The organism is Shewanella sp. BJSY2023SW005, from assembly GCF_047314585.1.
Classification (GTDB): Bacteria; Pseudomonadota; Gammaproteobacteria; order Enterobacterales; family Shewanellaceae; genus Shewanella; species Shewanella algae.
The window spans coordinates 1-23422 of record NZ_JBKORJ010000051.1; the positions used below are offsets into that span (position 1 = coordinate 1).

Consider the following 23422-nt stretch of genomic DNA (forward strand, 5'->3'; position numbering starts at 1 on the left):
CAGGGCGGGATCCCACTTTAAATTGAACTTTTACGGTTGGTCATGATCTGATCTGCCTTGCCCTTAATCCACAGATGACCATGACCCTTTTGAAACAACTAGAACAGATTACCGATCCCCGTAAGGACATCAATCTAAAGCATAATTTAGTGGATGTGGTGTTCCTGACACTCAGTGCTATCCTCAGCGGTGCGACTGGGTGGAAGTCCATTCAGGAATTCGGAGAAGAACAGCTAGATTGGCTCCGTCTGTACCGAAAATTTGAAAATGGCATCCCTAAAAGGCATTGTATCAGTAATATAATCAAAGCATTGGACAGCGAACTGCTCCTTCAAGCCATATTTGGCTGGATCAATGAGCAACGGCAAACGGAAGGGAAAACCGTTATCGCGCTGGATGGAAAAACCCTGCGCGGGGCGTGGAGTGAGGATGCTAAGAATGCACTCCATGTTGTCAGCGCATTTGATGTCGGCAACGGCATTACACTTTACCAAGACAGTTCACATTCTAAAGGGAAAGAAGCTGAAGTCGCCCGCAACATGATTGATGCTATGGCACTGGATAATGCCGTTCTGACGCTGGATGCACTGCATTGTCAGGTGTCTACCATGAACAAAATTAAACAGGGGAACGGTGATTTCATTATTCAGCTCAAGTCGAACCAGCCGGGATTATTTGAAGCAGTCAAAACCAGCTTCAGTAAAGCGTATGAGCAGCCAGAACTGGCTATATTTGAGCAGTTCAACATGGGTCATGGCCGCAGGGAGCGCCGAACAGTCATGCAGATAGAAGCAGAATTATCAGCGGAACTTAAGAAAAAGTGGCCGCACATCACCTCATTTATCGAAGTTGCCAGTGAACGGACAGTCGATGGAATAACATCATGTTCTTCACGCTGGTATGTCAGTTCCTTACCGCTCAATGCCGAAGAGGCCGCGAGGACTATTCGAGAGCATTGGGGGGTAGAAAATCAGCTCCATTGGGTGCTGGATGTGGTCTTCCGCGAAGATGCGCTGAAGGTAACGGATCCTGATGGCGCAAAGCATCTCGCCCTATTTAACCGAGCGGCTCTGAGTGCGATAAGGCAGCACCAAGGCAAAAAAGACAGTCTGGCAGGTAAGCGCCGCCGTGCTGGTTGGAGTCCTACATTTCGCTCAGAGTTGTTATTTGGTTAAGATATAAGCAAAGTGGAATCCCGCCCTGCTTAGGTAATAGCTCCCCCTGACAAGAGCGGACTCTTGCCATTTTTCATTCCGGGAGACTTTTTGTTATGAGTTGGGTTTTCTAAGGTTCCATTCGCTTTTCAGTTCTCTGACCAATACCTCCTTAAGCCAGTCTCTGGCCTGTGATTTATTTAGATCACTGACCACGACATAATGGCCTATATCTCTGTTGGTGTTTATTTCGCTCAATAGGGTCTGGCTTATTTCGAGGGGCAGTTTTCTATAAATAAGATTGGGAAAACCGGCAACATAATCTGTGGTAAAGAGATTGCAGGAGATGGAGTAGTAAGGCATGTCCAGCAATACGCTGGCGAGGCTGGCCAGACTCCCCGTAGAGCCTGCGATGACACACTCCTGGTTGCGCCGTCTGGCTGCAGAGACAATTAAAGGCTCGGGCAAGTCGCAGAAATTATCCATCTCATAATAGGGATATTTGAACAGGTCTTCTAAAGTCACCTGCACGTTATCCTGTAAGAAAGGATGTTTACGGTTGCCCAATAAATATAGGTTTCTCACTTCGGCAAATAGATTGCCCTGTAAATGGGCGCCGGTATAGCTTTCTGACATCACGGCAATATCTATATTGCCGTTTTCCAGTTCTGTGGTGTATTCGTGGGACAGAATTCGAATATCAAAACTCATATCAGGTGCGAAAGGGCGCACCTTATTATTGAGTATTTTGTGAATAATGGGGCTGAAGTCATCATAGACGGAAATAACAAAGTGCTCCCGTGACTTGGCCGGTTGATACTCGGTGAACTGATTCTCCAATTCCTGATAGCGCTGACACAGGTCCTGAACCATGGGCAGCAACTGGCTTGCCTTATGGGTGGGAATAAAACCACTGGCACGGCGGATATACAAGGTGTCATCAAAAATTTCCCTGAGCTGCTTGAGGTACCTGCTGATGGCGGAATTGCTTATCCTCAAGGCATGGGCAGCATTTTGACAATTTCTGTGCTCATCTATGGCGATTAGCACCTGCATTAATTCATAGTCCAGTCGTTTTATATCTTTCATAGCTGGTTAAATGCTTCCAAGGTATGCCCGCATCATGGGGGCAAGCCCAGCCCCGGACAGTGAACTGAGTCACATCTGACTTGAGTGAATTAACCAAAATGTTACATGGCGCCCAATGTTGCCGAATCGAAAAAAGCGAATCCCGAAAGCGGAAAATTTCCATTGTGAACATCTGCGTCAGGGCACAGCTTCAGTGCTGAAGGCGCCACACAAGAGTGAGCTGTGACTTAAATCAGCCAAGGTGGACAAATGTCCTTAACTTGAGCTTTGCCATCTGCTTACATTGGTGCAAAACACAATAATGCAAGGAATAGATGATGGATATTGCCGCTTGGTTTGATATCAACAATACCCTGGTGAACATTCCGATTGGCAGTGGCTATGCCATGTCATGGATTGAAGCCGTGGGCACAGTATTTGGTTTGCTCTGTATCTGGTTCGCCAGCCAGGAAAAAACGATTAACTATCTGTTTGGATTGGTTAATGTAACTCTGTTTGCGATTATTTTTTATCAAATACAGCTCTACGGCATCTTGCTGCTGCAGCTGTTTTTCTTCTGCGCCAACCTCTATGGCTGGTATGCCTGGACCCGGCCGGATCAGCAAACCGGCGACACCCTCAAGGTGCGTTGGCTGTCGAAGCAGAAACTGGCCTTTACCGCGGCGGTTTCAGTACTGGGCATCGGCTTGATGACTGTCTATATCGACCCGGTATTTGCTCTCTTTGCCCAGGTCAGTGTCGATACGCTCAACCTGTTTGGTGCCGGGCTGGCCCAGCCTGTGCTGGAACCGGATGCCTTCCCCTTCTGGGATTCAGTGATGACAGTGCTGTCTGTGGTGGCGCAAATTCTGATGACCCGAAAATATGTCGAGAACTGGATCCTCTGGGTACTTATCAATGTGGTCAGTGTCGGCATCTATGCCGCCCAAGGGGTTTATGCCCTGTCGATTGAATACATCATCCTGTTGTTTATTGCCGCCAACGGCACCCGTCAGTGGATGCGTACCGCCAAAGACAATGGCAGCCGTCCGGCGGAGGCTTGCTGATGAGTGCCGATAAACAGCCGCATATCTGTCTGTCTCCATCGCAGGTGAGTGAGCAGGTGATCCTCTGCGGTGAACCACAAAGGGTCAATCGGATTGCCGCGCTGTTGGACGATGGCCGGTTGCTGGCAGAGAACCGCGAGTTTCGCAGCATGGGCGGATTTTACCAAGGCGTGGCTGTCACTGTTTGCAGTACAGGGATAGGCGCACCATCGGCGATTATCGCCCTGGAAGAGTTATATCAGTGTGGCGCCCGCCGTGTCATTAGGGTCGGCTCCGCCGGCGCGCTGCAACCGCAGATAGCCTTGGGCGAATTGATTCTGGCGGAGGCCGCGGTGCGCGATGACGGTGGCTCCGGCTGTTATGCGCCGCCCGGCTATCCGGCGCTGGCGAGTCGGCAGCTTATCAATGCCATGGCGGCCTATTTGCAGCGCCGGGATTGCCGCTTCCACTCCGGTATAGTGCGTTCACACGACAGTTTTTACCGGGATGATGAGCTGGAGATTTGCTGTCATTGGCATCGACTCGGAGTCTTGGGGGCCGACATGGAAACTGCAGCGCTGTTGACGCTTGGCCGCCTGAGAGGCCTGGAAGTGGCCGCGGTGCTCAATAATGTGGTCTTGTATGGTGAAGATGTGCAACAGGGCATCAACCAGTATGTCGACGCCGATAGCGCCATGATGCAGGGGGAAAAGCTGGCGTCTTTGGCGGCGCTGGAGGCGCTCTGTTGCTGAAGTTTGTGCCCGTAAGGCTGATGGGCTAGCATGAGCCATCATCTTTACGGGATCTTGTTGTTATGCAGCTGCACCCATACAGCACCGGGCGTTTCAGTGCGCATCTAAAGCAGTCTCACCAGGCGTTTTGCGACGCCATGCTCGAGTGCTGCGGCCAGAGCCAATTGCTGCAGGCCGGTGAAGATCTCTTGTCTCAGGGGCGGGAGTTGACCCATATGTGCCTGGTGCCCGAAGGCCGGGTGTCTATGAATATCTGCGCCGTCAACGGTCGCAGATTTCAATTGGGGGAGTTGGATTGCGACTGGCACCTTTTCGGTGAGATGGAGTTCTTTACCGCCACCAGTTGTCAGTGGAGTGTGGTGGCCGAAGAGCCGATGGAAATCCGCCAGTTATGCCTGAAGAAAGTCAGGCATATGCTGCTGCAACAACCCGAATTTACCCTCTTTTTTGCCAGCGCCCTGGCCTGGGATTATCAGGATTCGCTGGACATCTACACCAATAGGCTCTTGCACCCCATCAGCTATAACATCGCTTTCGATCTGCTCAGGCGTCAACACGAAGAGGTGATGCTGGGTTCCTGTGGCAGCCCGGATCAGGAGGCGGAGCGATTCGGCACCTCTGGCCGGGTCTATCGCAGGGCGGTAAAAGAGCTTATCGACAAGGGCCTGGTCATAAAACAGGGCGCCTTGCTGAAAATTGCCAACCTGCAGGCATTGCAGGATTTTGTCGATAAGGCTTAATAGCCAACTCATTGATCTGATATTTAATTCAGCCAGCGGACAGGCGCGGGGTTTTAGACTAGGCTTAGGCATCCGCGAGTAGATTCAGCGAGAAGATTAAGGAGCAAAAATGAGTTTCGGGACAGTTTCACAGACAGGGCTTTTTCTGGCGTTGGTCGCCGCGGCGACGCTCAGTGGCTGCGGGCAGCAGACACTGGATAACAGCCAGGATGTTGCCGCCGCATTGGCTATAGGTGGTGGTTCAACCTCGCCCCAGGCAACAGAGCGGGAACTGCCGACATTTGATTGCAACGCTTTGGGCGAGCGGGCTTCCAGTATAGAGATGCTTATTTGTCAGGAGCCAGAGCTTGCCAAGCTGGATCAGCAGCTGGCCGAGGTTTATGCCAAGGCCAGTGACAAGGCGGTCAATGAACAGCCACCCCTGCTCAAGGCCGAGCAGCGCGGCTGGATCAAGGGCCGCAACGAATGTTGGAAGAGTGAAGACAAGCTGCAATGTACCAGGGATTCATATCAAAGACGGATAGTGGAGTTGCAGGCCCGTTATCATTTGGTGGCGTCTAGCGGCCCGGTATTCTTTGCCTGTGACGGCAACCCGGCCAATGAGTTGGTGACCACTTTCTTCGAGACAGAGCCGGCAACCATGATTGCCGAGCGCGGCGACAGAAGCATTTTGATGTTCAGTGTGCCAAGCGGCAGCGGCGCCAAGTATCAGGGCGGTGACTACAGCTTCTGGGAGCATCAGGGCGAGGCCAGGGTGACCTGGGGTTATGGCGCCGAGGAGATGCTTTGCAAGCCCACAACCCAAGACGATAAGTAAACCACAGACCCAAAAACGCCCGCAATCGCGGGCGTTTTACTGCAAGTGGCCTTCTAATCCAACAGTACTTTTACGACTACCTTGCGGACAGCAACGGCTTTGGCCAGCGTACCCGGCATATGCATGTCTCCGGGGAAGAAGATGGCAAACATGCCGGCCTTCAAAGGGATAAATGCCGCGGCTTCGCGGTTGGATTGATAATCAAACTCGGCATAGTCGTGCGCCTCATGATAGGGGCGACTGGGCGTTTGGGCTCCCAGCGGCAGGTAGCCAAACTCCTCTTCACCACTGACCACATACTGCACGTCCAGATAGCGTCTATGTACCTCGAATGGCTCGGTCTCTCTGGGCTTGGTGTGGTAATCGTTGACTATGGCAAACAGCTTTTTACCATCCAGTTCATAGCTGCCGGGGGCCAGTTGGCTGAAGTCTGTTGTGGCCAGATAATCCAGGGCTGCCTGAATACGTGGGCCCAGCACTCGGTAATGGCCACGGTTGGCCAGAGTATCCACTATCATTTTGTATCTTCTGGGGAAAGGGGTTGGCTCAGTATAATAGCATTCCTGCTGGAAGTTTGATCTCTTTGAGAAGCTGCAGGCGCTTGACAGGCGCTTGAGTTGCCAAGCGGCCGATATCAGGGGGGATCAGCGCCAAAAAGCACAAGGGCCAGCGATATCGCCGGCCCCCATGTTTCCCTGCAAATATGTTTCCCTGCAAATGTGTTTCCCGGTAAATCAGTAGCTGTATCTGGCTTCGAGGAAGTAGTAACCGCCGTTGAACCCAAAAGGTGTGTTGGTCAATGGATAGACGAAGATCCCGTTGAAGTTGTTGTCGTCCGGGCGTTTTTCCGGATAGGTATCGAACAGGTTCTGCACCCCGGCGGTGAAGCTCAGGTTATCTGTGGCCGCATAGGTCAGCGACAGATCCACGGTGAACTTACCGTCGTACTCCACGTCTTCACGTGAGTAACCTATGGTGTAGGGGCCAAAGTAACTCAGGCGCAGGTTGGTCTTGAAGTCGCCCAGGCTGTGGGTCAGCCCCAGGTTACCTGTGTTCTTCGGATTGGCCTTGGTCATCCGGGTCTGCTCTATACGGTCAAACAGCTGATCTTCCAGGCCATCCAGAAGGTTTGGCAGATGGATATCGCGGATTTCCGTGTCGTTATAGGCATAGGCCAGGCTGGCGCGCAGATCGCCGTAGCTGCCGAGATCAAAGTCCTGGGTCACCACCAGATCCACACCTCGGGTGCGGCTATCTACGGCATTGATAAAGAAGCGTGCCGACTCGGCGTTGGTACCGGCCAGTGCATCTGCCACCACCTGGGAGTCGGCCGGTGTCAGTGAGCTGGAGAGCACGATTCTGTCATCTATGCTGATCTGATAGGCATCCAGAGTCACCGCCAGACCGGAATCATTGGTGTATACCAATCCCAGGCTGAAGGACTCTGACAACTCGGGTTGCAGCTTGCCTACCTGCAGCGCCTGGGTCACGGAAGACAGGTTGTTGAAGGTGCCCGACTCGGTCGGTACCAGCTGGCCTGTCACGGGATCCGGGTTGAACAGGGTCGAGATATTGGTGAAGTACAACTGCTGCACGCTGGGGGCGCGAAAGCCCGTGTTGGCAGTGGCTCTGAGTGCCAGGTTGTCGGTCAGATCGTATCTGGCGGCCAGCTTCCAACTGGTGTTGTCACCAAAGTCGGAATAGTCTTCATAGCGCACCGCGGCGGCCCAGTAGAAGTCGTCGGTCAGTTGGTTTTCCACCTCGAGATAGACACCTATGTTGTCTCTATCCTCATCTACCGCCGATTCTGGGGTAAAGCCGCCAAAGCCTTGGCTGCCGCCGGCCTTGTTCTGATAACCGCCATTGATATAAGAGGCTTGCTCTCCGGCTTCCACCTGATAAGCGTTCTGGCGCCAGGCTGTGCCTACAGCGACCAGGAGCTCTGAGTCATTGTAAAAGTCGAAGTAACGTGAGGCATCCAGAGTCAGGTTCCACTCTTCGGTGGACAGGGTACCTGCGTCGAATTCGGTTTGGCTGCCGGGCCCCAAAGAGGCGTTGAGTGTGTTCTCAACCCGGTACTTAAAGCGGTTCTTGCCGTATCCGGCCGAGGCATCCAACTGCCACTCGCCCAGGTTAAATTCATAACCCAGCAGCAGAGACTGATCTGTGATCTTGGGCGTTATCTGCGGCAGGAAACCATCGGGATAGATTTCGGCAACATTGCGGCTATCCAGTGGACGGCGGAAGAAGGCGCCGGAGCGGGTCTCGCGCTGGCTCAAGCCACCGAAGGCGTACAGTTTGCTGTCATTGGCAAACTCCTGAGCGGCATTGAGAAACAACCCCAGGTTGTCATATTCGGCGTCACCCACATGGTGATTCTTGCGGTTAACGGTTTCTTCGCGGGGATCCGGGCTGCCATCGGCCAGCAATGGATATTGCTGACGCGGATCCAAACCGGCGCGATTGGTGCTGTTCTTGTGATGTGCTTCCAGCGACAGATTCACAAAGCCAGTGTCACCTATGCTGAGGCCGTGGTTGAGGCCGACACGCCACTGCTCGCCATCACCCTGATAGGTTTGACCGGCTTGGGCCGATACCATGCCACCTTCACTGTTGTCTTTGAGTACTACGTTGATCACCCCGGCGATGGCGTCAGAGCCATACTGTGCCGAAGCGCCATCACGGAGAATTTCGATGCGTTTGATGGCTGTCATAGGGATGGCGTTCAGGTCGACGTTAGACGAGCCCTTGCCCACGGTACCAGAGAGGTGGACCAGTGCCGAGCCATGACGGCGTTTACCATTAACCAGCACCAGGGTATGGTCCGGTGACAGGCCGCGCAGACTGGCGGGACGCACGGCATCTGAGCCATCGGTGACCGAGGAGAAGGGGAAGCTGTAGCTAGGTGCGGCAAACTGCAGCGCCTTGGCGGTTTCCGTCATGCCAGTGGCTTCAAGTTGTTCGGCCGTAATGATATCGACCGGTGCCACGCTGTCGGTGGCGGTTCGCAGGGCGATACGTGAACCTATGACGGAGATGGTTTCGATACTGGGCTGCTCTTCGGCAGCAAAGACGGCAGGAACAGTCAGTTGACTCGCCACTGCCAGTGAAATAAGAGCTAAGCGCATACGACCTCTTGAATGATTCAAAACTGCATTTTTATTGCGCGGATAGTAGCATTGTTACAATTGATGCATTTAGACGTAAAAGTGATAACTCAGAGCGCAGCGTTCTAGAAACATTTAGTTTTTTGGATAGAAACCTTTCCCTGACCTTGGCTATCCGGGGTTTTGGCTGTTTGGGTTATAATAAGGGAAATATTGGGTTTGTTTGGGGTTTAATTGGCTGTTTCGCTTTTATTTATACAGTTGTTTTTGAGTTGAAAGCCTATTTATGACTATCTTGACTTTCAAATCTGCCTTACGAGTGTTTTCTTGGGCGTTTGAACTTGAGTCGTCCCGGCCGTTTTTCGGAGCCGCCGGGAGGAGAGGGGAACACTCTGGCAGTGCAAAAGCCAGGCACACTTGAGTCAAACTTGGCTGCCGTGCAAGGCTGCGGTATCTTGCCTGTGACTTTTGCGGCTCAGGGAGTGACTTTTTGGCTAACTTGCGATTTCTTGCCGGTACAGATGCCTATCAGACATTGATGGAACAGGGATTAAAGCCTGATCATTTTACTCAACTACTGGCGGCGTCCGGTGGTCCCAAATGGCTGGGGATTGCCGGGCTCGACAAATACTTGTTTGGCGAGTTTTTCAAACAGAGGCAGACACCGCTTTACACTCTTGGCGCTTCATCCGGAGCCTGGCGTTTGGCCTGTCTGGCTCAGGCAGATCCGCTGGCGGCTTATCAAAGGTTGGAACAACTCTACATAGGCCAGCGCTATGAAACCCGTCCGAGCCGGGAAGAGGTCAGCCGCCAGGTCCGCGGTATAGTCAGCGGGATTTTAGGCTCAAGCGGCACCGAAGAGATCCTCAAACAGCCGCATATTCGCAGTCACATAGTGGTGTGCCGCGCCCGTCACTTGAACCGGGCCGGCAGCAAGTTGGCGCTGGCGGCAGGCCTGGGCGCTACCGCCATGACCAACCTTGTCAGTCGCCGCACCTTGGGGTGGCACTTTGAGCGTCTGGTATTTGCCTCTGCCATAGAGGGTTCTCCCTTCGCTCAGTTGAAAGATCTCCCGGGAGACAGCGCCTTGCTCAGCAGTGACAATATCGAAGCCGTATTGCTGGCTACAGGTTCTATTCCACTGCTGCTGTCACCGGTAACCGAAATCAGCGGTGTGACCAGCGGGCACTTCTATGATGGCGGCATCACTGATTACCACTTCGACCTGCCGCTGTCACGGGCGCCGGGGTTGACCCTGTATCCGCATTTTTATCCCCATATGGCGCCGGGATGGTTCGATAAATCCCTGCCATGGCGCCGGGCCAAGCGCCGTTATCATAATGCTTTGGTGTTGGCTCCCACCGAGGAATTTGTCGCTTCGTTGCCCTATGGCAAAATTCCGGATCGCAAGGACTTTGAAACCTTGGATACCGCCAGTCGTACTCAATATTGGCGCCGCGCCGCCGATATGAGTAACAGATTGGCTGATGAATTTGCCGAGGTATTTCTCGGTGGCAGGATAGCCCAAAGGCTGGAGCCTCTGTAAGCAAGCTTGCAACAAAACCCACTCAACGCCTGTCTAATTCATTAGCAGACCTAAGGACTAGCCCAAATTGCCAATGGATGAAATTTCAGCAACTGCTAGACTTTAAAGCGAATGTTGAACCTCAGGTTCGCTTTCGGTTACTCACTCCCCGAGGGGAAGGAGGTTGCTATGCATACACAGGAAATGGCGTTACTGACCTATGATGCCTTGTTGTTGCCAGGTGGACGGCTTGAGATCAGGATCCTTGACCCCATCACCCTGAGCATGGTGGCCGATGTCCTGAAGGGGAAATATCCGCTGGCTTTCGGAATGCGTAACAGCGTTGCCATGCCGCCCAGTTTCCCCATTGCCACTCGCTGCGAGCTCATCGACTTCAATCAGTTGGAAGATGACTCGCTGAGTATCACCCTGGAAGGCAAGCAAAGGGTCAAAGTCCTGTCCGCCAAACAGGAAAAAGATGGCCGCTGGCTGGCCGAGGTCATGGATTGTCCCAACTGGGCCGAGGAGCCTATTCGGGGCGAGTTCACCCTTATCAGCGCGGCGCTGGAGCAGTTTTATGAGGTCAACCCGGACTTGCGCGGGCTCTACTCATCAGAAGTGCATCTGGATGATGCCGCTTGGGTTAGCCAGCGTTGGTTGGAAGTTTTGCCCTTATACAACAAGGACAAACAGCTGTTGTTGAATCAACCTGATTGCCACAAGACCATGGACTTTGTGCTCAAGTTGATTAAGTCCCATGTTCAGCAGCAGCTTTGAGTGTACCTGCCTCGAATAATTTAAGGTAGATAGAGTAGAATGGCGGCCCTGAGTCGCCATTTTTATTTTGCCGGAAGAGTTATGAGCCAAACAGACAGAGCCGCACAGCCCTCCTATGTAGTCTTGCCAAGGGATGTGACCGACAAAGCCACTGTTTTGGCCTTTCTTATCGACCATTTCAGGCGCATCGATGCCGATGTCTGGCGTGAACGGGTCGCTGCCGGCAAGGTACACTGGCAAAATGGTGAGCCTATCCAGGCTGATACCCCTTATCGGCCTACCGCCAGGGTCTACTATTACCGTGAAGTCCCCAAAGAAACCCGGATCCCTTTTGAAGAGCGGATCCTGTTTCAGGACGAGCACAGCATTCTGGTGTTCAAACCGCACTTTTTGCCTGTGACTCCCAGCGGCAACTATGTCAACGAGTGCCTGGTGCATAGGTTAAGGCGCCGAACCGGGATAGAAACCATAGCGCCGGCGCACAGGCTGGACAGAGAAACGGCCGGAGTCATGCTGATGTCCACCGATCCCGAAACCCGGCATGCCTATCATGCTCTGTTCCGTGAAGGCCAGATACGTAAGGACTACCAGGCGCTGGCGCGGCTGACTCCTGAGCTTCAGGCGGGATTGGCAACTGGCGAACTTAGCCTGCCGCTGCACTGGACAGTGAAAAATCGCCTCATCAAGGGCGAGCCCAGTTTTATTATGCGCTTGGCAGAGGGTGAGGCCAACAGTCACTCGGAAATCAGTCTCATCGCCGTTAATGGCGATATGGGGCTGTTCAGTCTGAGTCCAATTACCGGCAAGACTCACCAACTCAGGCTGCATATGCAGAGTCTTGGAATGCCACTGCTGAACGACAGGTTTTACCCCGAACTGCAACCCAGGAGCGAAGATAATTTCAATAAGCCCCTCAAGCTGATGGCTTGTCGCTTGCGCTTTATCGATCCCATCAGTGGCAAACAGCAGGATATAAAAGTGGATGGTTTTGAAACTGAATTGAAGGATACAGTTTGATACTTTTGGAGATAAAAAGAAGGATATTGTTTAGGGATAATTAAGTATATTTCAGAGTTTTATTTTAAATATAATTAATTATGAGTTGTTCTGAATAATAAAGTGGCAGGCTCTCTTTTTTCGTCAAAATATTGGCGGTTTTGTTTTTTTTGGTTATATAATCTCCAGCGCTTAAAAATAGATTCTAATTGATTCGTACAAACTTCGCCAAGGATGTTTTCATCTTTCATTGGCGGGCTTGTCGTTGCCGAGATTTATATGTCCATTACCAGAGCCGATATCAGTGTTGAGGCACAGGCCATCCCCTGTTGGATTGGCTTTCGAAATTCAGAAAGTTATAGCACTGATTTTGAAGTGTTTAATGATGTTAGTGACTTCTTGGCTGCCGGTCTTGATTATGAAGTCATCTGCCTGAACCTGCCGGCTGAAGCTCAGGACCAAGCGCTGATTCAGCTGAGATGCCAGCCATCAAGCTTTATGGCCATGATCAAAGTGATAACGCCAAGCCCTCTCTCTGAATATCTGGCCAATGGTTTATTTCAGCCTGACTTCAAACAAGAGTTGGAAAATTATTGGCAAAGGAAGAGCTTAATTAAATTACCCAGCCAGGATGATGTCAGTTATCGGCTGTTGAGTTTTATGTGGTTATTTCCTGAATATCGTTTACAACCTGTGGCTACGCCGGAAAAGCCACATCTTTATGAGTATCCACTGCTGCAGCTATTGACGGGGTCAGCAAAGGCAAGCCAACTGCTGTTGGATAAATTATTGAACCGGCATTGGCTGGCACCCACCAAGCTGAAGGACAGAGTCAGGCTATGCAGCAAGTGCGACTCAGGGCACCTCAACTATATCGATCTCTGTCCCCAGTGCCGCAGCATAGAAATTGATATGCAGACCAGTTTGCACTGTTTTAACTGTGGTCATGTGGATAGTCAGCAAGCCTTCAGTCGTAGTGGCGGACTCAGTTGCCCTAACTGTTTGCAGCGGCTGCGGCATATAGGTGTCGACTATGACAGACCAATAGAAAACCAACACTGCAATAGCTGTAATAGCCTGTTTTTGGAGGCCAAGGTCGAGGCAGTTTGTCTGCACTGTGGTCATGGACATCAACCGGACGAGCTGACCATACGTCGCATCTCTGACTTTGAACTGGCGGAGCAGGGAAGGGAACTGGTGCGCCATGGGGTTCAGCAGCAACTGTTTGCCGCGCTTGGCGAACAGATGAGTCGGGCTCACTTCCTCTGGTTACTGCAGTGGCACAATCAGTTGGCACTGCGTCATGGCCATGAGCACCTGTTGTTGGTATTGGATCTGGAGGCGTTGGCGCCGGATCTGGCCGGCAGCGGAGAAGCCCGCGCCTTGACTCTGCTCGATGCACTCAAGCAGCGCTTGTTGAGCCTGGTTCGGGTGACCGATGCCTGCAGCAGCCATGATGACCAAGGCGTCTTGTTACTATTGCCTTACACTGGCGAGTCACAGTTACCGGCATTGAAGCAAAAACTACAGCGGCTCAATGACAGCGTGCCAGAGGGAGAGTTGAGGTTAAGGCTCAAGGCGGTCAGCCTGCCGGATCAACAACTTGGTGCCGAAGTTGAATCCTGGTTAGCCAGCCGTCTGCAGCAGGCCGAGGTATTGGACGGTGAGTGAGTTCAATACCCTGGCTTTTATGAGCCTGGATATTTGGCACAACCTGGCGACAGACGTCAGCCTGTTTCTCTGGCTGGTGCCGATGATTTTTCTCTACGAAATGCCATTGATGCTGATAGTGGTCTCAGGCGTCATCGGCTGGCATTGGCAAACGTTCCGCCGCCCCAAGGTTGAGAAGGCTTATCGACCCAAGGTCAGTTGCATCATTACTTGCTATGCCGAGAAAGAAGCGGTGCGGCAAACCATAGCCACCTTGGCCGAACAGGACTACCCGGGGGAGATGGAGATTATTGCCGTGGTTGACGGCGCGGTGCAAAACGCCGAAACCTTCGAGGTCGCCAAGGCAGCAGCGGCACAATGCCGCCGCCCGGGGCGGGAGATTATCGTGCTGCCCAAGTGGCAACGTGGTGGCCGGGTTTCGACTCTGAATGCCGGTTTGGCCAGGGCCAGCGGCGAGCTGGTAATGAATGCCGATGCCGACACTTCGTTCGACAATGATATGGTTTCCCAAATCGTGCCGCTGTTCGCCGATCCCAATGTGCCGGCAGTCGGTGGCTCTTTGCGGGTGCGCAATGTCGATGATTCGCTGTGGACCCGGATGCAGGCGATTGAATATTTGATCTCCATGCAAGGCGGCAAGACCGGTCTTGGGCATTGGAATCTGCTCAACAATATCTCAGGAGCATTCGGCGCTTTTCGCCGTGACTTGCTGGTCAAAATCGGCGGCTGGGATACCCATACCGCCGAGGATCTGGATCTGACGCTGAGATTCAAACAGTACTTCGGCCGTCATCCCAATTGGCGCATTCCCTTTGCCACGCTGGCCATAGGGCATACCGATGCCCCCATGGATCTCAAGACGCTTGTCTGGCAAAGATTACGTTGGGATGGCGACCTTTTGTTTCTCTACTTTCGCAAGCACTGGCCGGCCTTTACCCCCGGGCTTCTGGGGGGCGCCACCTTCGCCTTTACTCTGGTCTACGGCTTCTTGCAAAACGTGCTGATGCCCTTTGTCATCCTGCTCTACAGCTTAGGGATAGCACTGGCGTACCCCTGGCAGTTTTTGACAACCATTGCCCTGACCATCTACCTGGGATATTTGGGATTCTTGCTGTTCTTCTATCTGCTGGTACTGGTAGCGATTTCCGAGCGGCCACGTCAGGACCTGAAGCTGCTGCTCTGGTTGCCGCTTTATCCCTTCTACGCCTTGTTTATGCGCAGTATCTGCTTGTTTGCCTTGCTTAATGAAGTGGTCAGACGCTCACATGAAGAGAGTTCCATGGCTCCCTGGTGGGTGCTGAAACGCGGGAGAAAATTTTAGTGAAAGTGACTTATCAAGCGGCTGCCAAGGCGCAACAACCCACCCGGGATCAAGGTTTAAAGGTGGACTATGCCCCGGCAAAACGGGGCGGAATGAAATGGCGTTGGTATCTGCTGCTATTGCTGGTTATCGCCCCTGTGGTCTTGCTGCTTTGGGTGTTGCTGCGCCCCAGCCTGTTTGTGCTGGCACCGGGAATACTGACCTCTGAGCCGCTGGAGATGCGGGCAATGCAGAAGGGCCGATTGCTGGAGCTTTCGGTACAACCCGGGAGTAGGGTCGATGCCGGTCTGGACGCCAGCATTGACGAGTTACAGCGCCAGTTGGCCGAGCTGACACCGCCATCGCTGGAGCAGGACCTGGCTATTCTGGGGCAACTGGAACAACGGGTGCTGGTGGCCGAGCAGGGGGTAAAGCGTCAGGATGAACTATTGTCGCAGTTCGAGTCATTTCGTAAGCAGGGGGTGGTTCCCACTGCAGATATGGCGGCGGTGATGCAGGCCCATACCAGTGCCAGAATGGCGCTGGAGCAGGCCAGGGCCGAGCTGTTGCAGCAAAGGCAGTTGCAGCAGCAGGAGCGGGAGGCGGGGGTGATAGCCCAGAGTCGCAACAGCCTGCTGCTAAAGCTTGCTGAGCTGCAGGCCAAACGCCAGCAGTTGACCATACAGGCGCCGTTTGCCGGCCGGGTAGCCGATGTTTTGGTGCAGCAGGGGGAAACCATAGCCGAGCAGCAGCCTATGCTTTGGCTGTCGGGGCGGGCACAGCCTGTGGTGGTCTGTTATCTGGCGCCCAAGTATCTCAACTATGTTGCTCAGGGACAGCAGGCCAGTGTCAAACTGCCCAATGGAACCCGGATCCGCGCCGAAATTAAAGAACCGACCGAATTGGTGGGCAAGGTGCCCAAGCAGCTGTCTGGTCCTTTCGATGGTGACAAACCGGCACTCAAGGTCACGCTTGCTTTGCATCAGAGCCTGCCTTTGGCGATTGAGGGCGTTCCGGTGGAAGTGAGTTTCGATCGTTTCTGAGAAAAAAGGCTTTCCCGACAAAAATTGGCGTGCGTGACGGGAAAGCGGGCAAAAAGTATGGCGGAGAGATTTGCCTAAGGTGGCCCGGAGTGACTTGGGAGATGCTCCGGGACGGTTGCACTGTTTACTGTGGCACTTTGCTTTGGGCCAGCGCCTGATACTTGGCGGCAAAGCGCAACAGATAGTCGGCGATATCCGGGTCATCCCAGTCCAGATAGCCACGGATAAAGCCGACTAAGTTACCATTGGGATCAAACACATAAGTTGCCGGTACCACATTGGCCGGCATGATCTTCTCTATCTCTTTCTTGCTGTCTATCCAGCTGTCATCCAACTTGAGCTCATGCTTGGCCAGAAAAGGGGCCACAGCAGCCGGATCTTCATCTATCGACAGCGGCACTATCTGAATACTGCTGCCCTGCAGTTTACTGCGCAGCTTGGCCAGTGCCGGCATCTCACGCAGGCAGGGCGGGCACCAGCTGGCCCAGAGATTCAGCAGCACCAAACGTCCTTGATATTCAGCCAAGGTTTTGGGGTTACCCTGCAGATCGGCAAAGGTCACCTTTGCCACCTTTCTGGCGTGCTGCATTTCAACAAATTCACGCATAATCATAGGCTTGTTTGGCACAGGTTCACCTGTGTGATAAGCCTTGTGCTGCATTATGCCCCCTTGGGCCGACAGCGGCAGCAACAGGGCAAGACATAGAAGCAAATAGGATCTCAAGATGGATTCTCCTGATCGTGAGGGGATTGATTGTTGCTGCGGCCGAAAAACAACAACACGCCGGGGAGCACCAGCAGCAAGAGTACTGGCCCCAACCACAGCAGCGCCGTACCTGCGTTCAGCGTGGGTTGATAACGGATCTGCTCGCCATAGCGTTCCACCATAAAGTCGAGTATCTTTTCCCGGCTCTTGCCCTGCTGCAGCATCAGATAGATCTGCGCCTTGAGCTCGCTGGCAATGGCGGTTTCCGACTCAAACAGGTTTTGGTTGGTGGCCATGGGGCAGCGAAGTTCCTTGGAAATATCTATGCTGAGACGGGCAATATCCATGTCGGTCGCCTGGGCTTCGGCGCAACCCAAGCTGAGCCATAATCCAAGCAGCATTAGCTTAATCATGTTGAAGTCTCCCTGAGGCGGTTAATACATCGGTTTGCAGCAGGCGTCGTCGGCTTCCGAGGGCCAGTAGGCCGCCAATGGCCATCAAACCACCGCCGAGCCAGATCCAACTCACCAGCGGCTTGATGCTGAGACGTACCAGAAACTCTTCATCACTCAGTTGGGTGCCCATGGAGACATAGAGATCGCCAAAGGCCCCGCGATAGATGGCAGCCTGGGACAGCGACATGCCGTTGGAGTTGAATTCCTGACGCTCCGGATAGAGGTAAGTAAGCAGTTGCTCATTGCGCTCAACCCGAATTACTGCCTGTTCACCGCGGTAGGCTGGCTTGTCCAGCAAACGGGTCTGCTCATAGATAAAGGTGTAGTCGCCCAGAATACTGCCTTGGCCCGGGCCCATACGCAGCAGAGAGTGCTGCTCGAAACAACTGACTCCGGTAGCACCCATGATGCTGACAAGAAGGCCGGTGTGGGCCAGCAACATGGGAATATTGCGGCGCTTACCGGCAATCTGGCCCAGCGGCAATAGATAAAGCAGCAGGGTGCAGAGCAGAAAGAGGCTCATTGCACCGCCCGCCAGTAGCCAAGGGTCGAGGCTGCCCTCGAAAAACAGTGCCAGAGCGGTTGCAGCTATAGTGACCAGCGCCAGCAGTCCCAGGCGCCTCGGCGCCATATGGGGCAGGGTGCTTAGCGCCAGGGGCAAGAGCAGCAGCGCCAACATGGGCACAAACAGAGTATTGAAGTAGGGCGCCCCTACCGACAGGCTTCCCAGGCCAAGTGCCTGATAGAAAAGCGGGTAAAGGGTACCCAACAGGGTCGTTAGCGCCATGGTCAGCAAGATCAGGCTGCCGAGCAACAGCTGACCGTCCCGGCCAAGTGGTGCCAGCTTGCCCGGTTGCCAGTGATGGCGACATCTGAGGCCAAACAGGCTGAAACCGGCGCCTCCGTAGAGCAGCAACAGCAATAGAATGATCACCCCGCGCTCGGGATCGGCAGCAAAGGCATGCACAGACTGAATAATGCCGGAGCGCACAATAAAGGTGCCCAGCAGGCACAGGCTGAAGCCCAGCAACACCAGTGCCAGGGCCGAGAGCTGTGCCAAAGGGTTGTGGTTTTTGATCAACAGGCAGTGCAGCGCGCCTGTGGTCACCAGCCAGGGAATAAAGGCGGCATTTTCCACCGGATCCCAGAACCACCAACCGCCCCAGCCCAGCTCGTTATAGGCCCACCAGGATCCGAGGGCATTACCCGCGGTGAGAAACACCCAGGTCAGCAGCAGATGGCGCTTGAGCTTGCCAAGGCGGGCGGCGTTGAACTTGTGGCTGACAAGCAATGCCAGCGCGATACAAAAACAGATCCCAAGGCCTGCATAGCCAAGAAACAGCAGTGGCGGATGCAGGATAAGGCCTATGTCCTGCAACATGGGGCTGAGATCGCGTCCTTCTATCGGCACTTCCGGTAGCAGGCGGGCAAAGGGATTGGCGTATAGCAACATAAAAAAGACAAAGCCACAGAGAATCGCCGAACAGCTACCGTGCAACATCAACAGATAGTTCTGATCTCGCGAGCGCCTCGGCAACCCCAGCCAGGCCCATAGTGCCATTACTGTCATCCAAAACAGCAAAGACCCTTCATGGCTGCCCCAAACTGCGGCCACTTTATAAAACAGCGGCAGGGCCGAATTGGAGTTGTTGGCCACATAAGCCACAGAGAAGTCGTTGAGGATAAACGCCAATGCCAGCAGGAGTATGGCGCCTGTCAGTCCCAGCGCTTGCCCCAGCAGCAGTGGCCGCAGTGGCCATTCGATACCTGGGTTGCGATATTTGAGCAGCGCAAGCAAGGTGCCAAACAAGGCACAACTACCGCCCAGGATCAGCAGGAAGTGTCCCAGTTCGGGCAACATGGTGATGGAAAACATGGCCGCTCTCTTGTTATGCCGGGATCTCCCGGAAATGGATCTATGGCACTGAGACTAGGGTTATTACCCCTTTGGCTCTGTGATCTGTCACGCCTTTATCAGCCTATGTTTGCCGGTGCGGCATTTTTCAATTTTCAGCCGGGGTTTTGAGGTTTTTTGAGAAATAAAACGCTCAAAAAAAGAACTGAATAGTTCTGTTGTTCAAGATTAAAGTTACTGTTTTTAAAGGTAAATGTAAGGTGTTGCTTTCTTGAGTTCTCAAGCGGGGGCGAGCTGTGCTCTGGCGCAGCTTTTTGTCCTTGTACATATGAAGAATGAGTCGTGACCGGTCAAGCCGGCAATAACAAGTTCGTTTGTGAAATAACCGACGACAAATTCAGGAGTATATGATGAGACGATGGCAACAAAGGACAACACTCAGCATGTTGTTTTGTTTAACTGCCGTCAGCGGGGCTGGTGCGCTCGCGGCAGATAAACCAGGTCACGGCAATAAGCAGATGGGAGAGTCGGCGCAGAAGGTGATCGCCAATCCCAACGGCATGGAAAAGGTAAACGGCGTCAAGACGCTGCAGGACTATATCGTTCAGGAAAAAGAGCTGTTCGACTACCTGTTCCAGAATCACCCTGTGTTCAAGTATCAGGAGCAGGGCAAGTTAATTGGTATGTACAAGGTCAGTGACCGCGGTGAAGAGTACATGGACCAAGGTAACGGCCAGAAGTACAGCAAGCGGGTGGGACGCCCCTCTGCGGTGCAGTATCGTTTGGCGGCCAAGTCTATTCTCGATTTCCCCAATAAATTTGTTGGCCCTGAGAAGTGCGGTGAGTGTCACGCGGTGCAGTATGAGAAGTGGCAGCGCTCGCGTCACGCCAAGACCATACGTTTCCCCGGTGAACACCCGGAAGTGGACAATGATCTGAAGAAAAAGCTGTATGGTTCTGATGCTTCCGTATTGCCTGACGGCATTACTCCGGATGCTATCTACGCCACAGTCGGTACTCCAAGAACCAAGTATGGCTATATCGACAGCTTCCTGGTGCGTGGTTCCTACCATATTGAGGGCGGTCTGCTGAAAGACGGTACAGGTACCATGGTTGCCGGTGGTAACCAGTTCTCCCGTGGTTGGGCCGAATGGTTGACCCCGGAAATGGCCAAGAAGATCCAGAAGGTGATTCCTGACTTCCCCACCAAGATGGAAGACTTCGGCGCCAGTGGTTCTCACCAGTGGGGCATGACCTCCTACGGTGCCAAGTACAAGAAAGAGTTCCTGTTCCAGCCTGCCAGTTCCTACTGCGAGGTTTGCCACAGCTTCAAGTTTGACTTCAAGAACAAGCAGGAATACCTGGATGCTCTTGGCGATCCCAAGAAGCTGCAGGAACACACCATCAGCCGTGGTATCGCTTGTGAAGAGTGTCACGGCGCCGGTGGTCACCTGGATGGTGGTAACGGTGGCGGCATGCCTTCCAATTGTGAACGTTGTCACCAGCGTTTCAACTATATCGATGAGCTGGCCGAGACAGAGCAAGGCAAAGAAAAGCTGGAATATGCCTTCAACGTCAAGATGAAGTCCGCCTGTCCTTCCTGTGGTACCGAAGGTTCACAGATGTTCATGTCTTCTCACTATGACAAGGGCATGCGCTGTTCTACCTGTCACGATCCACACGAAGTCACCAGCAATGACTGGAAATCAGGTTATACCAAGCCTGCCATCAAGAAAGACTGTGTTGACTGTCACCAGGTTCAGGCCGAAATGGCAGCCAATACAGGTACCCACGCCAAGAACAGCTGTACCAGCTGTCACATGCCCAACATGGGCAGCTGTGAGAACTTCACCGCGATTCAGTATCCGGATATGGCCGGTTTCGACGCAGTGCGTAAGTCTCACCTGTGGAAGATTGATGTCAGCCCGGATCGCAAGACCCTTAACCCACCCGAAGGTCAACCTCGCAAATCCACCACTAAAGGTTGGACTGTGGCCAAGGATGAGAATGGTCACGGCTATCTCGACCTAATGTGGACCTGTGCCCGTACCTCTATCTCTGACCACGATGTAGTTGAGCGTAAAGGTTGTCACAGCCAGTTCCAGTCTGAGCTGAGCAAGGGCCTGCACTTCAAGGATCAGAAAGAGATCTACGGCAAGGTCATGAAGTGGCAGACACCTGTTAAAGACAGCTTGGCGAAAGTGGAAGAAGCGCTCAAGCGTGTTGATCGCAAGGTCGCCAAGAACAAGCTGTCTATCGAAGACAAGACTCAGGTACTGCTGCTGACCGACAAGGCCCGCGACATAGTTGAGTTTATTCGTAAAGACGGTTCCTGGGGGGTTCACGCTCCCCGTTACGCAGTCAAGCGTATGGATGCAGCTGTCACTTATGTGACTCAGGCTGAAGCCATCGCCGACGGCAAAGGCACCAAGACAGCCTCGCTGTAATTAGGCAACTCAGGCTCCGGGCGCTCGTCCGGAGCCTTTAATGGAGGATAAAGATGCGAGTCCGACTCTCATTGAAACAGGCGCTGAAACAGTCCTTGCTGCCACTGGCATTTATGGTTGCGACACCGGCGGTGTTGGCCGGCGGTGGCGGGGATCTGGTTCCTGCCCCTTACCACGAAGAGATACTCAACCAGATCTCCATGCGTGAGGCCGAGATGCTGCTCAGCCAGCCCGGAGTGATCTTCTATGACGTCAACACTCTGGAGATATGGGGGGATGGCTTCATTCCCGGCGCCATCTACTTCAACGTCAATAACTGGAAGACCTTGTTGCCGGAAAACAAGGACACCACCATGGTGTTTTACTGTGCCAACCGCCTCTGCACCGCCAGCAATGTGGCCGCCAGAGAGGTGATGAAACTGGGTTATACCGATGTCAGGCAGATGCCGGATGGTATCTATGGCTGGCGTATTTCCGGACGGCCGATTGAGCGTCCTTGAAAATAGATTATTTGGGCATTGAATTTAGAAATTGCAGGATGAAAACCATGAAATTACAAAAACTTGCTACTACTATTTCCCTCTCGCTTTGTCTGAGCCTGCCCGCGCTGGCGGCTGACTTGAAGACAGAGACAGACAAGACCTCCTACGCTCTGGGTGCTTCAGTGGGCAACTATATTTCGGGCCAGGTTTACCAACAGCTGGAGCTGGGCGCCGAAGTCAATATGGAGCTGCTGATCACCGGCTTTACCGATGCTCTTAAAGACAAGCAGCAACTGACAGATGAACAGATCCTGGATCTGCTCAACCAAAGAGCCATCGCCCTCAATGAAGAAAGAGAGGCGCGCTTCGACAAACTGGCCGAGGAAAACCTCAAGGCCGGCGAAGCTTTCCTGGCCGAGAACAAGAAAAAGTCCGGCGTTAAGGTTACCGACAGTGGCCTGCAGTACGAAGTGCTGAGCATGGGCAAGGGCAAGAAGCCTAACCCGGAAGATGTGGTGACAGTCAATTATGTCGGCAAGCTCATCGACGGCACTGTGTTTGAAGACAGCAACAAAAACAAGGCCGCCGGCCGTTTCGCGCTGATGACAGTGATCCCCGGCTGGGAAGAAGGCCTGAGACTGATGCCCGAAGGGTCTAAGTTCCGTTTTGTGATCCCTGCCAAGCTGGCCTATGGCGAGCAGGCCCCCGGGGTGATCCCGCCGCAGGCCACTCTGGTGTTTGAAGTCGAGCTGGTCAAGGTCGAAAAGCCGGGTAAAGACAGTAAGCACCCAATGCCTGGCCACGGTTGACAGGAGGCACTATGGCTAATCCGCTCTGGTTGGGACTGGCCCTGCTGAGCCTGGCATTTATGAGCCTGTTTGCCCTCTATCAGTGGCAAACCTGCCGCGGGGACAGAGTTCTTCCTGCCCTGTGGCACTGGAGTCTGCTGCCGCTGCTGATCATAGGCCTGAGTCTTGGGACTTACTCCTATACCGGCCGCTACCAGGATTGGCAGTCGGCCGAGGCCGACGACAGCATAGACTACCTGCTGGCCGCCGAAATTGTCCGGCTCAGACGCGCCAGTGCCGATGCGCCACAAGACAGTGCCCTGATGCAACAGCTGGCCCAGGCCTATGTGCGCGGCGGCATGTATCTGGATGCGGTGGCTACCCTGAAGCAGCTGTTGCAGCTTCAGGGCAAGAGCGCCGCCTTACTGGGGCAGTTGGCCGAAGCCGCCTATTACCGAGATCAACGCCAGTGGTTGCCGGAATCCCAGGATTGGGTCGAACAGGCCCTGGCGCTGGATAGTGCCGACCCCGGCACCCGGCTGCTGCTGGCCAATGATGCCTTCCTCAACCAAAGATATGCCGAGGCCATAGGCCACTGGCAACTGCTGCTGGACAGCAACAATACGCAACTGGATCGTGAGGCGTTGCAATATGCCATTGCCAACGCCCGCAGCCGACTCGAGTGATTTTTCA

The 23422-nt window shown here is 53.5% G+C and carries 22 protein-coding genes; 16 read left to right on the plus strand and 6 right to left on the minus strand.

Going from position 1 to position 23422, the window contains the following annotated elements:
- Window positions 1-80 precede the first annotated feature (80 nt).
- A complete protein-coding gene (locus ACMHXI_RS15105; protein WP_109248997.1) occupies window positions 81-1175 on the plus strand; it encodes an ISAs1 family transposase in 1095 nt (364 codons plus the stop codon).
- Between the two features lie 93 nt (window positions 1176-1268).
- Here the strand turns inward: ACMHXI_RS15105 and ACMHXI_RS15110 are convergent, their stop codons facing one another.
- Window positions 1269-2243, minus strand: a complete 975-nt coding sequence (locus tag ACMHXI_RS15110; RefSeq protein WP_208185169.1) for a LysR family transcriptional regulator — start codon at window positions 2241-2243, stop codon at window positions 1269-1271.
- A 314-nt stretch (window positions 2244-2557) separates the two neighbouring features.
- Between ACMHXI_RS15110 and pnuC the strand changes: the two genes are divergently transcribed.
- The 4 genes from pnuC to ACMHXI_RS15130 all read left to right on the plus strand — a co-directional run bounded on the left by pnuC (window position 2558) and on the right by ACMHXI_RS15130 (window position 5577).
- Window positions 2558-3289: a nicotinamide riboside transporter PnuC gene (gene pnuC, locus ACMHXI_RS15115; RefSeq protein ID WP_269149838.1), complete on the plus strand. Its 732-nt coding sequence runs from the start codon at window positions 2558-2560 to the stop codon at window positions 3287-3289.
- A complete protein-coding gene (locus ACMHXI_RS15120) occupies window positions 3289-4020 on the plus strand; it encodes a nucleoside phosphorylase (protein WP_208144422.1) in 732 nt (243 codons plus the stop codon). The genes pnuC and ACMHXI_RS15120 overlap by 1 nt, the downstream gene beginning before the upstream one ends.
- Window positions 4021-4082: 62 nt before the next feature.
- Window positions 4083-4760, plus strand: coding sequence for a Crp/Fnr family transcriptional regulator (locus ACMHXI_RS15125; protein WP_208144423.1), 678 nt, complete (start codon window positions 4083-4085; stop codon window positions 4758-4760).
- 109 nt (window positions 4761-4869) lie between these two features.
- On the plus strand, window positions 4870-5577 hold the full coding sequence (locus ACMHXI_RS15130) for an MliC family protein (protein ID WP_123115585.1): 708 nt from the start codon (window positions 4870-4872) through the stop codon (window positions 5575-5577).
- A 53-nt stretch (window positions 5578-5630) separates the two neighbouring features.
- Here the strand turns inward: ACMHXI_RS15130 and ACMHXI_RS15135 are convergent, their stop codons facing one another.
- Both ACMHXI_RS15135 and ACMHXI_RS15140 read right to left on the minus strand, forming a co-directional pair.
- Window positions 5631-6095: a YhcH/YjgK/YiaL family protein gene (locus ACMHXI_RS15135; RefSeq protein ID WP_144164394.1), complete on the minus strand. Its 465-nt coding sequence runs from the start codon at window positions 6093-6095 to the stop codon at window positions 5631-5633.
- 216 nt (window positions 6096-6311) lie between these two features.
- Window positions 6312-8705 (minus strand): TonB-dependent receptor plug domain-containing protein, encoded by a 2394-nt coding sequence (locus ACMHXI_RS15140; protein ID WP_123115587.1) that lies wholly within the window; start codon window positions 8703-8705, stop codon window positions 6312-6314.
- Between the two features lie 8 nt (window positions 8706-8713).
- Between ACMHXI_RS15140 and ACMHXI_RS15145 the strand changes: the two genes are divergently transcribed.
- From ACMHXI_RS15145 to ACMHXI_RS15175, 7 genes are all read left to right on the plus strand, one after another.
- Window positions 8714-8974, plus strand: a complete 261-nt coding sequence (locus ACMHXI_RS15145) for a hypothetical protein (protein WP_345860316.1) — start codon at window positions 8714-8716, stop codon at window positions 8972-8974.
- Between the two features lie 200 nt (window positions 8975-9174).
- Window positions 9175-10230 carry a hypothetical protein gene (locus ACMHXI_RS15150; RefSeq protein WP_025009286.1) on the plus strand — a complete coding sequence of 352 codons (1056 nt, stop codon included), beginning with the start codon at window positions 9175-9177 and terminating at the stop codon, window positions 10228-10230.
- 168 nt (window positions 10231-10398) lie between these two features.
- Complete coding sequence (locus ACMHXI_RS15155; RefSeq protein ID WP_025009287.1) at window positions 10399-10986, plus strand: LON peptidase substrate-binding domain-containing protein; 588 nt, start codon at window positions 10399-10401, stop codon at window positions 10984-10986.
- Between the two features lie 81 nt (window positions 10987-11067).
- Window positions 11068-12003: a pseudouridine synthase gene (locus tag ACMHXI_RS15160; protein WP_167716356.1), complete on the plus strand. Its 936-nt coding sequence runs from the start codon at window positions 11068-11070 to the stop codon at window positions 12001-12003.
- Window positions 12004-12261: 258 nt separating this feature from the next.
- Window positions 12262-13653, plus strand: a complete 1392-nt coding sequence (locus tag ACMHXI_RS15165; protein ID WP_304716168.1) for a hypothetical protein — start codon at window positions 12262-12264, stop codon at window positions 13651-13653.
- On the plus strand, window positions 13646-14974 hold the full coding sequence (locus ACMHXI_RS15170) for a glycosyltransferase family 2 protein (RefSeq protein WP_028779615.1): 1329 nt from the start codon (window positions 13646-13648) through the stop codon (window positions 14972-14974). The genes ACMHXI_RS15165 and ACMHXI_RS15170 overlap by 8 nt, the downstream gene beginning before the upstream one ends.
- Window positions 14974-15996 (plus strand): HlyD family secretion protein, encoded by a 1023-nt coding sequence (locus ACMHXI_RS15175; RefSeq protein ID WP_342655978.1) that lies wholly within the window; start codon window positions 14974-14976, stop codon window positions 15994-15996. The genes ACMHXI_RS15170 and ACMHXI_RS15175 overlap by 1 nt, the downstream gene beginning before the upstream one ends.
- 124 nt (window positions 15997-16120) lie before the next feature.
- Here ACMHXI_RS15175 and ACMHXI_RS15180 read toward each other — a convergent pair whose 3' ends face one another.
- Genes ACMHXI_RS15180 through ACMHXI_RS15190 form a run of 3 tightly spaced genes read right to left on the minus strand, consistent with a single transcriptional unit; the run spans window position 16121 to window position 19033 of the window.
- Complete coding sequence (locus ACMHXI_RS15180) at window positions 16121-16720, minus strand: TlpA family protein disulfide reductase (protein ID WP_025009291.1); 600 nt, start codon at window positions 16718-16720, stop codon at window positions 16121-16123.
- Window positions 16717-17115 carry a cytochrome c-type biogenesis protein CcmH gene (locus tag ACMHXI_RS15185; RefSeq protein WP_208185164.1) on the minus strand — a complete coding sequence of 133 codons (399 nt, stop codon included), beginning with the start codon at window positions 17113-17115 and terminating at the stop codon, window positions 16717-16719. Before ACMHXI_RS15185 ends, ACMHXI_RS15180 begins: the two co-directional genes overlap by 4 nt.
- The gene (locus tag ACMHXI_RS15190; RefSeq protein WP_413735375.1) at window positions 17108-19033 is read right to left on the minus strand and encodes a heme lyase CcmF/NrfE family subunit; all 1926 of its coding nucleotides are present in this window, start codon (window positions 19031-19033) and stop codon (window positions 17108-17110) included. Before ACMHXI_RS15190 ends, ACMHXI_RS15185 begins: the two co-directional genes overlap by 8 nt.
- Window positions 19034-19422: 389 nt before the next feature.
- Here ACMHXI_RS15190 and ACMHXI_RS15195 point away from each other — a divergent pair, with 389 nt between their 5' ends.
- From ACMHXI_RS15195 to ACMHXI_RS15210, 4 genes are all read left to right on the plus strand, one after another.
- On the plus strand, window positions 19423-21459 hold the full coding sequence (locus tag ACMHXI_RS15195) for a multiheme c-type cytochrome (protein WP_025886840.1): 2037 nt from the start codon (window positions 19423-19425) through the stop codon (window positions 21457-21459).
- A 113-nt stretch (window positions 21460-21572) separates the two neighbouring features.
- Window positions 21573-21959 (plus strand): rhodanese-like domain-containing protein, encoded by a 387-nt coding sequence (locus tag ACMHXI_RS15200; protein WP_223828960.1) that lies wholly within the window; start codon window positions 21573-21575, stop codon window positions 21957-21959.
- A gap of 38 nt (window positions 21960-21997) precedes the next feature.
- Complete coding sequence (locus ACMHXI_RS15205; protein WP_044733604.1) at window positions 21998-22750, plus strand: FKBP-type peptidyl-prolyl cis-trans isomerase; 753 nt, start codon at window positions 21998-22000, stop codon at window positions 22748-22750.
- 11 nt (window positions 22751-22761) lie between these two features.
- The gene (locus tag ACMHXI_RS15210) at window positions 22762-23415 is read left to right on the plus strand and encodes a nitrite reductase (RefSeq protein WP_208125457.1); all 654 of its coding nucleotides are present in this window, start codon (window positions 22762-22764) and stop codon (window positions 23413-23415) included.
- Window positions 23416-23422 lie beyond the last annotated feature (7 nt).

Coding starts and splice junctions, on each gene's coding strand:
- ACMHXI_RS15105 (WP_109248997.1), top strand. CDS start 81: ATGACCCTTTTGAAACAACTAGAACAGATTACCGATCCCCGTAAGGAC.
- ACMHXI_RS15110 (WP_208185169.1), bottom strand. CDS start 2,243: ATGAAAGATATAAAACGACTGGACTATGAATTAATGCAGGTGCTAATC.
- pnuC (WP_269149838.1), top strand. CDS start 2,558: ATGATGGATATTGCCGCTTGGTTTGATATCAACAATACCCTGGTGAAC.
- ACMHXI_RS15120 (WP_208144422.1), top strand. CDS start 3,289: ATGAGTGCCGATAAACAGCCGCATATCTGTCTGTCTCCATCGCAGGTG.
- ACMHXI_RS15125 (WP_208144423.1), top strand. CDS start 4,083: ATGCAGCTGCACCCATACAGCACCGGGCGTTTCAGTGCGCATCTAAAG.
- ACMHXI_RS15130 (WP_123115585.1), top strand. CDS start 4,870: ATGAGTTTCGGGACAGTTTCACAGACAGGGCTTTTTCTGGCGTTGGTC.
- ACMHXI_RS15135 (WP_144164394.1), bottom strand. CDS start 6,095: ATGATAGTGGATACTCTGGCCAACCGTGGCCATTACCGAGTGCTGGGC.
- ACMHXI_RS15140 (WP_123115587.1), bottom strand. CDS start 8,705: ATGCGCTTAGCTCTTATTTCACTGGCAGTGGCGAGTCAACTGACTGTT.
- ACMHXI_RS15155 (WP_025009287.1), top strand. CDS start 10,399: ATGCATACACAGGAAATGGCGTTACTGACCTATGATGCCTTGTTGTTG.
- ACMHXI_RS15160 (WP_167716356.1), top strand. CDS start 11,068: ATGAGCCAAACAGACAGAGCCGCACAGCCCTCCTATGTAGTCTTGCCA.
- ACMHXI_RS15165 (WP_304716168.1), top strand. CDS start 12,262: ATGTCCATTACCAGAGCCGATATCAGTGTTGAGGCACAGGCCATCCCC.
- ACMHXI_RS15185 (WP_208185164.1), bottom strand. CDS start 17,115: ATGATTAAGCTAATGCTGCTTGGATTATGGCTCAGCTTGGGTTGCGCC.
- ACMHXI_RS15190 (WP_413735375.1), bottom strand. CDS start 19,033: ATGTTTTCCATCACCATGTTGCCCGAACTGGGACACTTCCTGCTGATC.
- ACMHXI_RS15195 (WP_025886840.1), top strand. CDS start 19,423: ATGAGACGATGGCAACAAAGGACAACACTCAGCATGTTGTTTTGTTTA.
- ACMHXI_RS15200 (WP_223828960.1), top strand. CDS start 21,573: ATGGTTGCGACACCGGCGGTGTTGGCCGGCGGTGGCGGGGATCTGGTT.
- ACMHXI_RS15205 (WP_044733604.1), top strand. CDS start 21,998: ATGAAAACCATGAAATTACAAAAACTTGCTACTACTATTTCCCTCTCG.
- ACMHXI_RS15210 (WP_208125457.1), top strand. CDS start 22,762: ATGGCTAATCCGCTCTGGTTGGGACTGGCCCTGCTGAGCCTGGCATTT.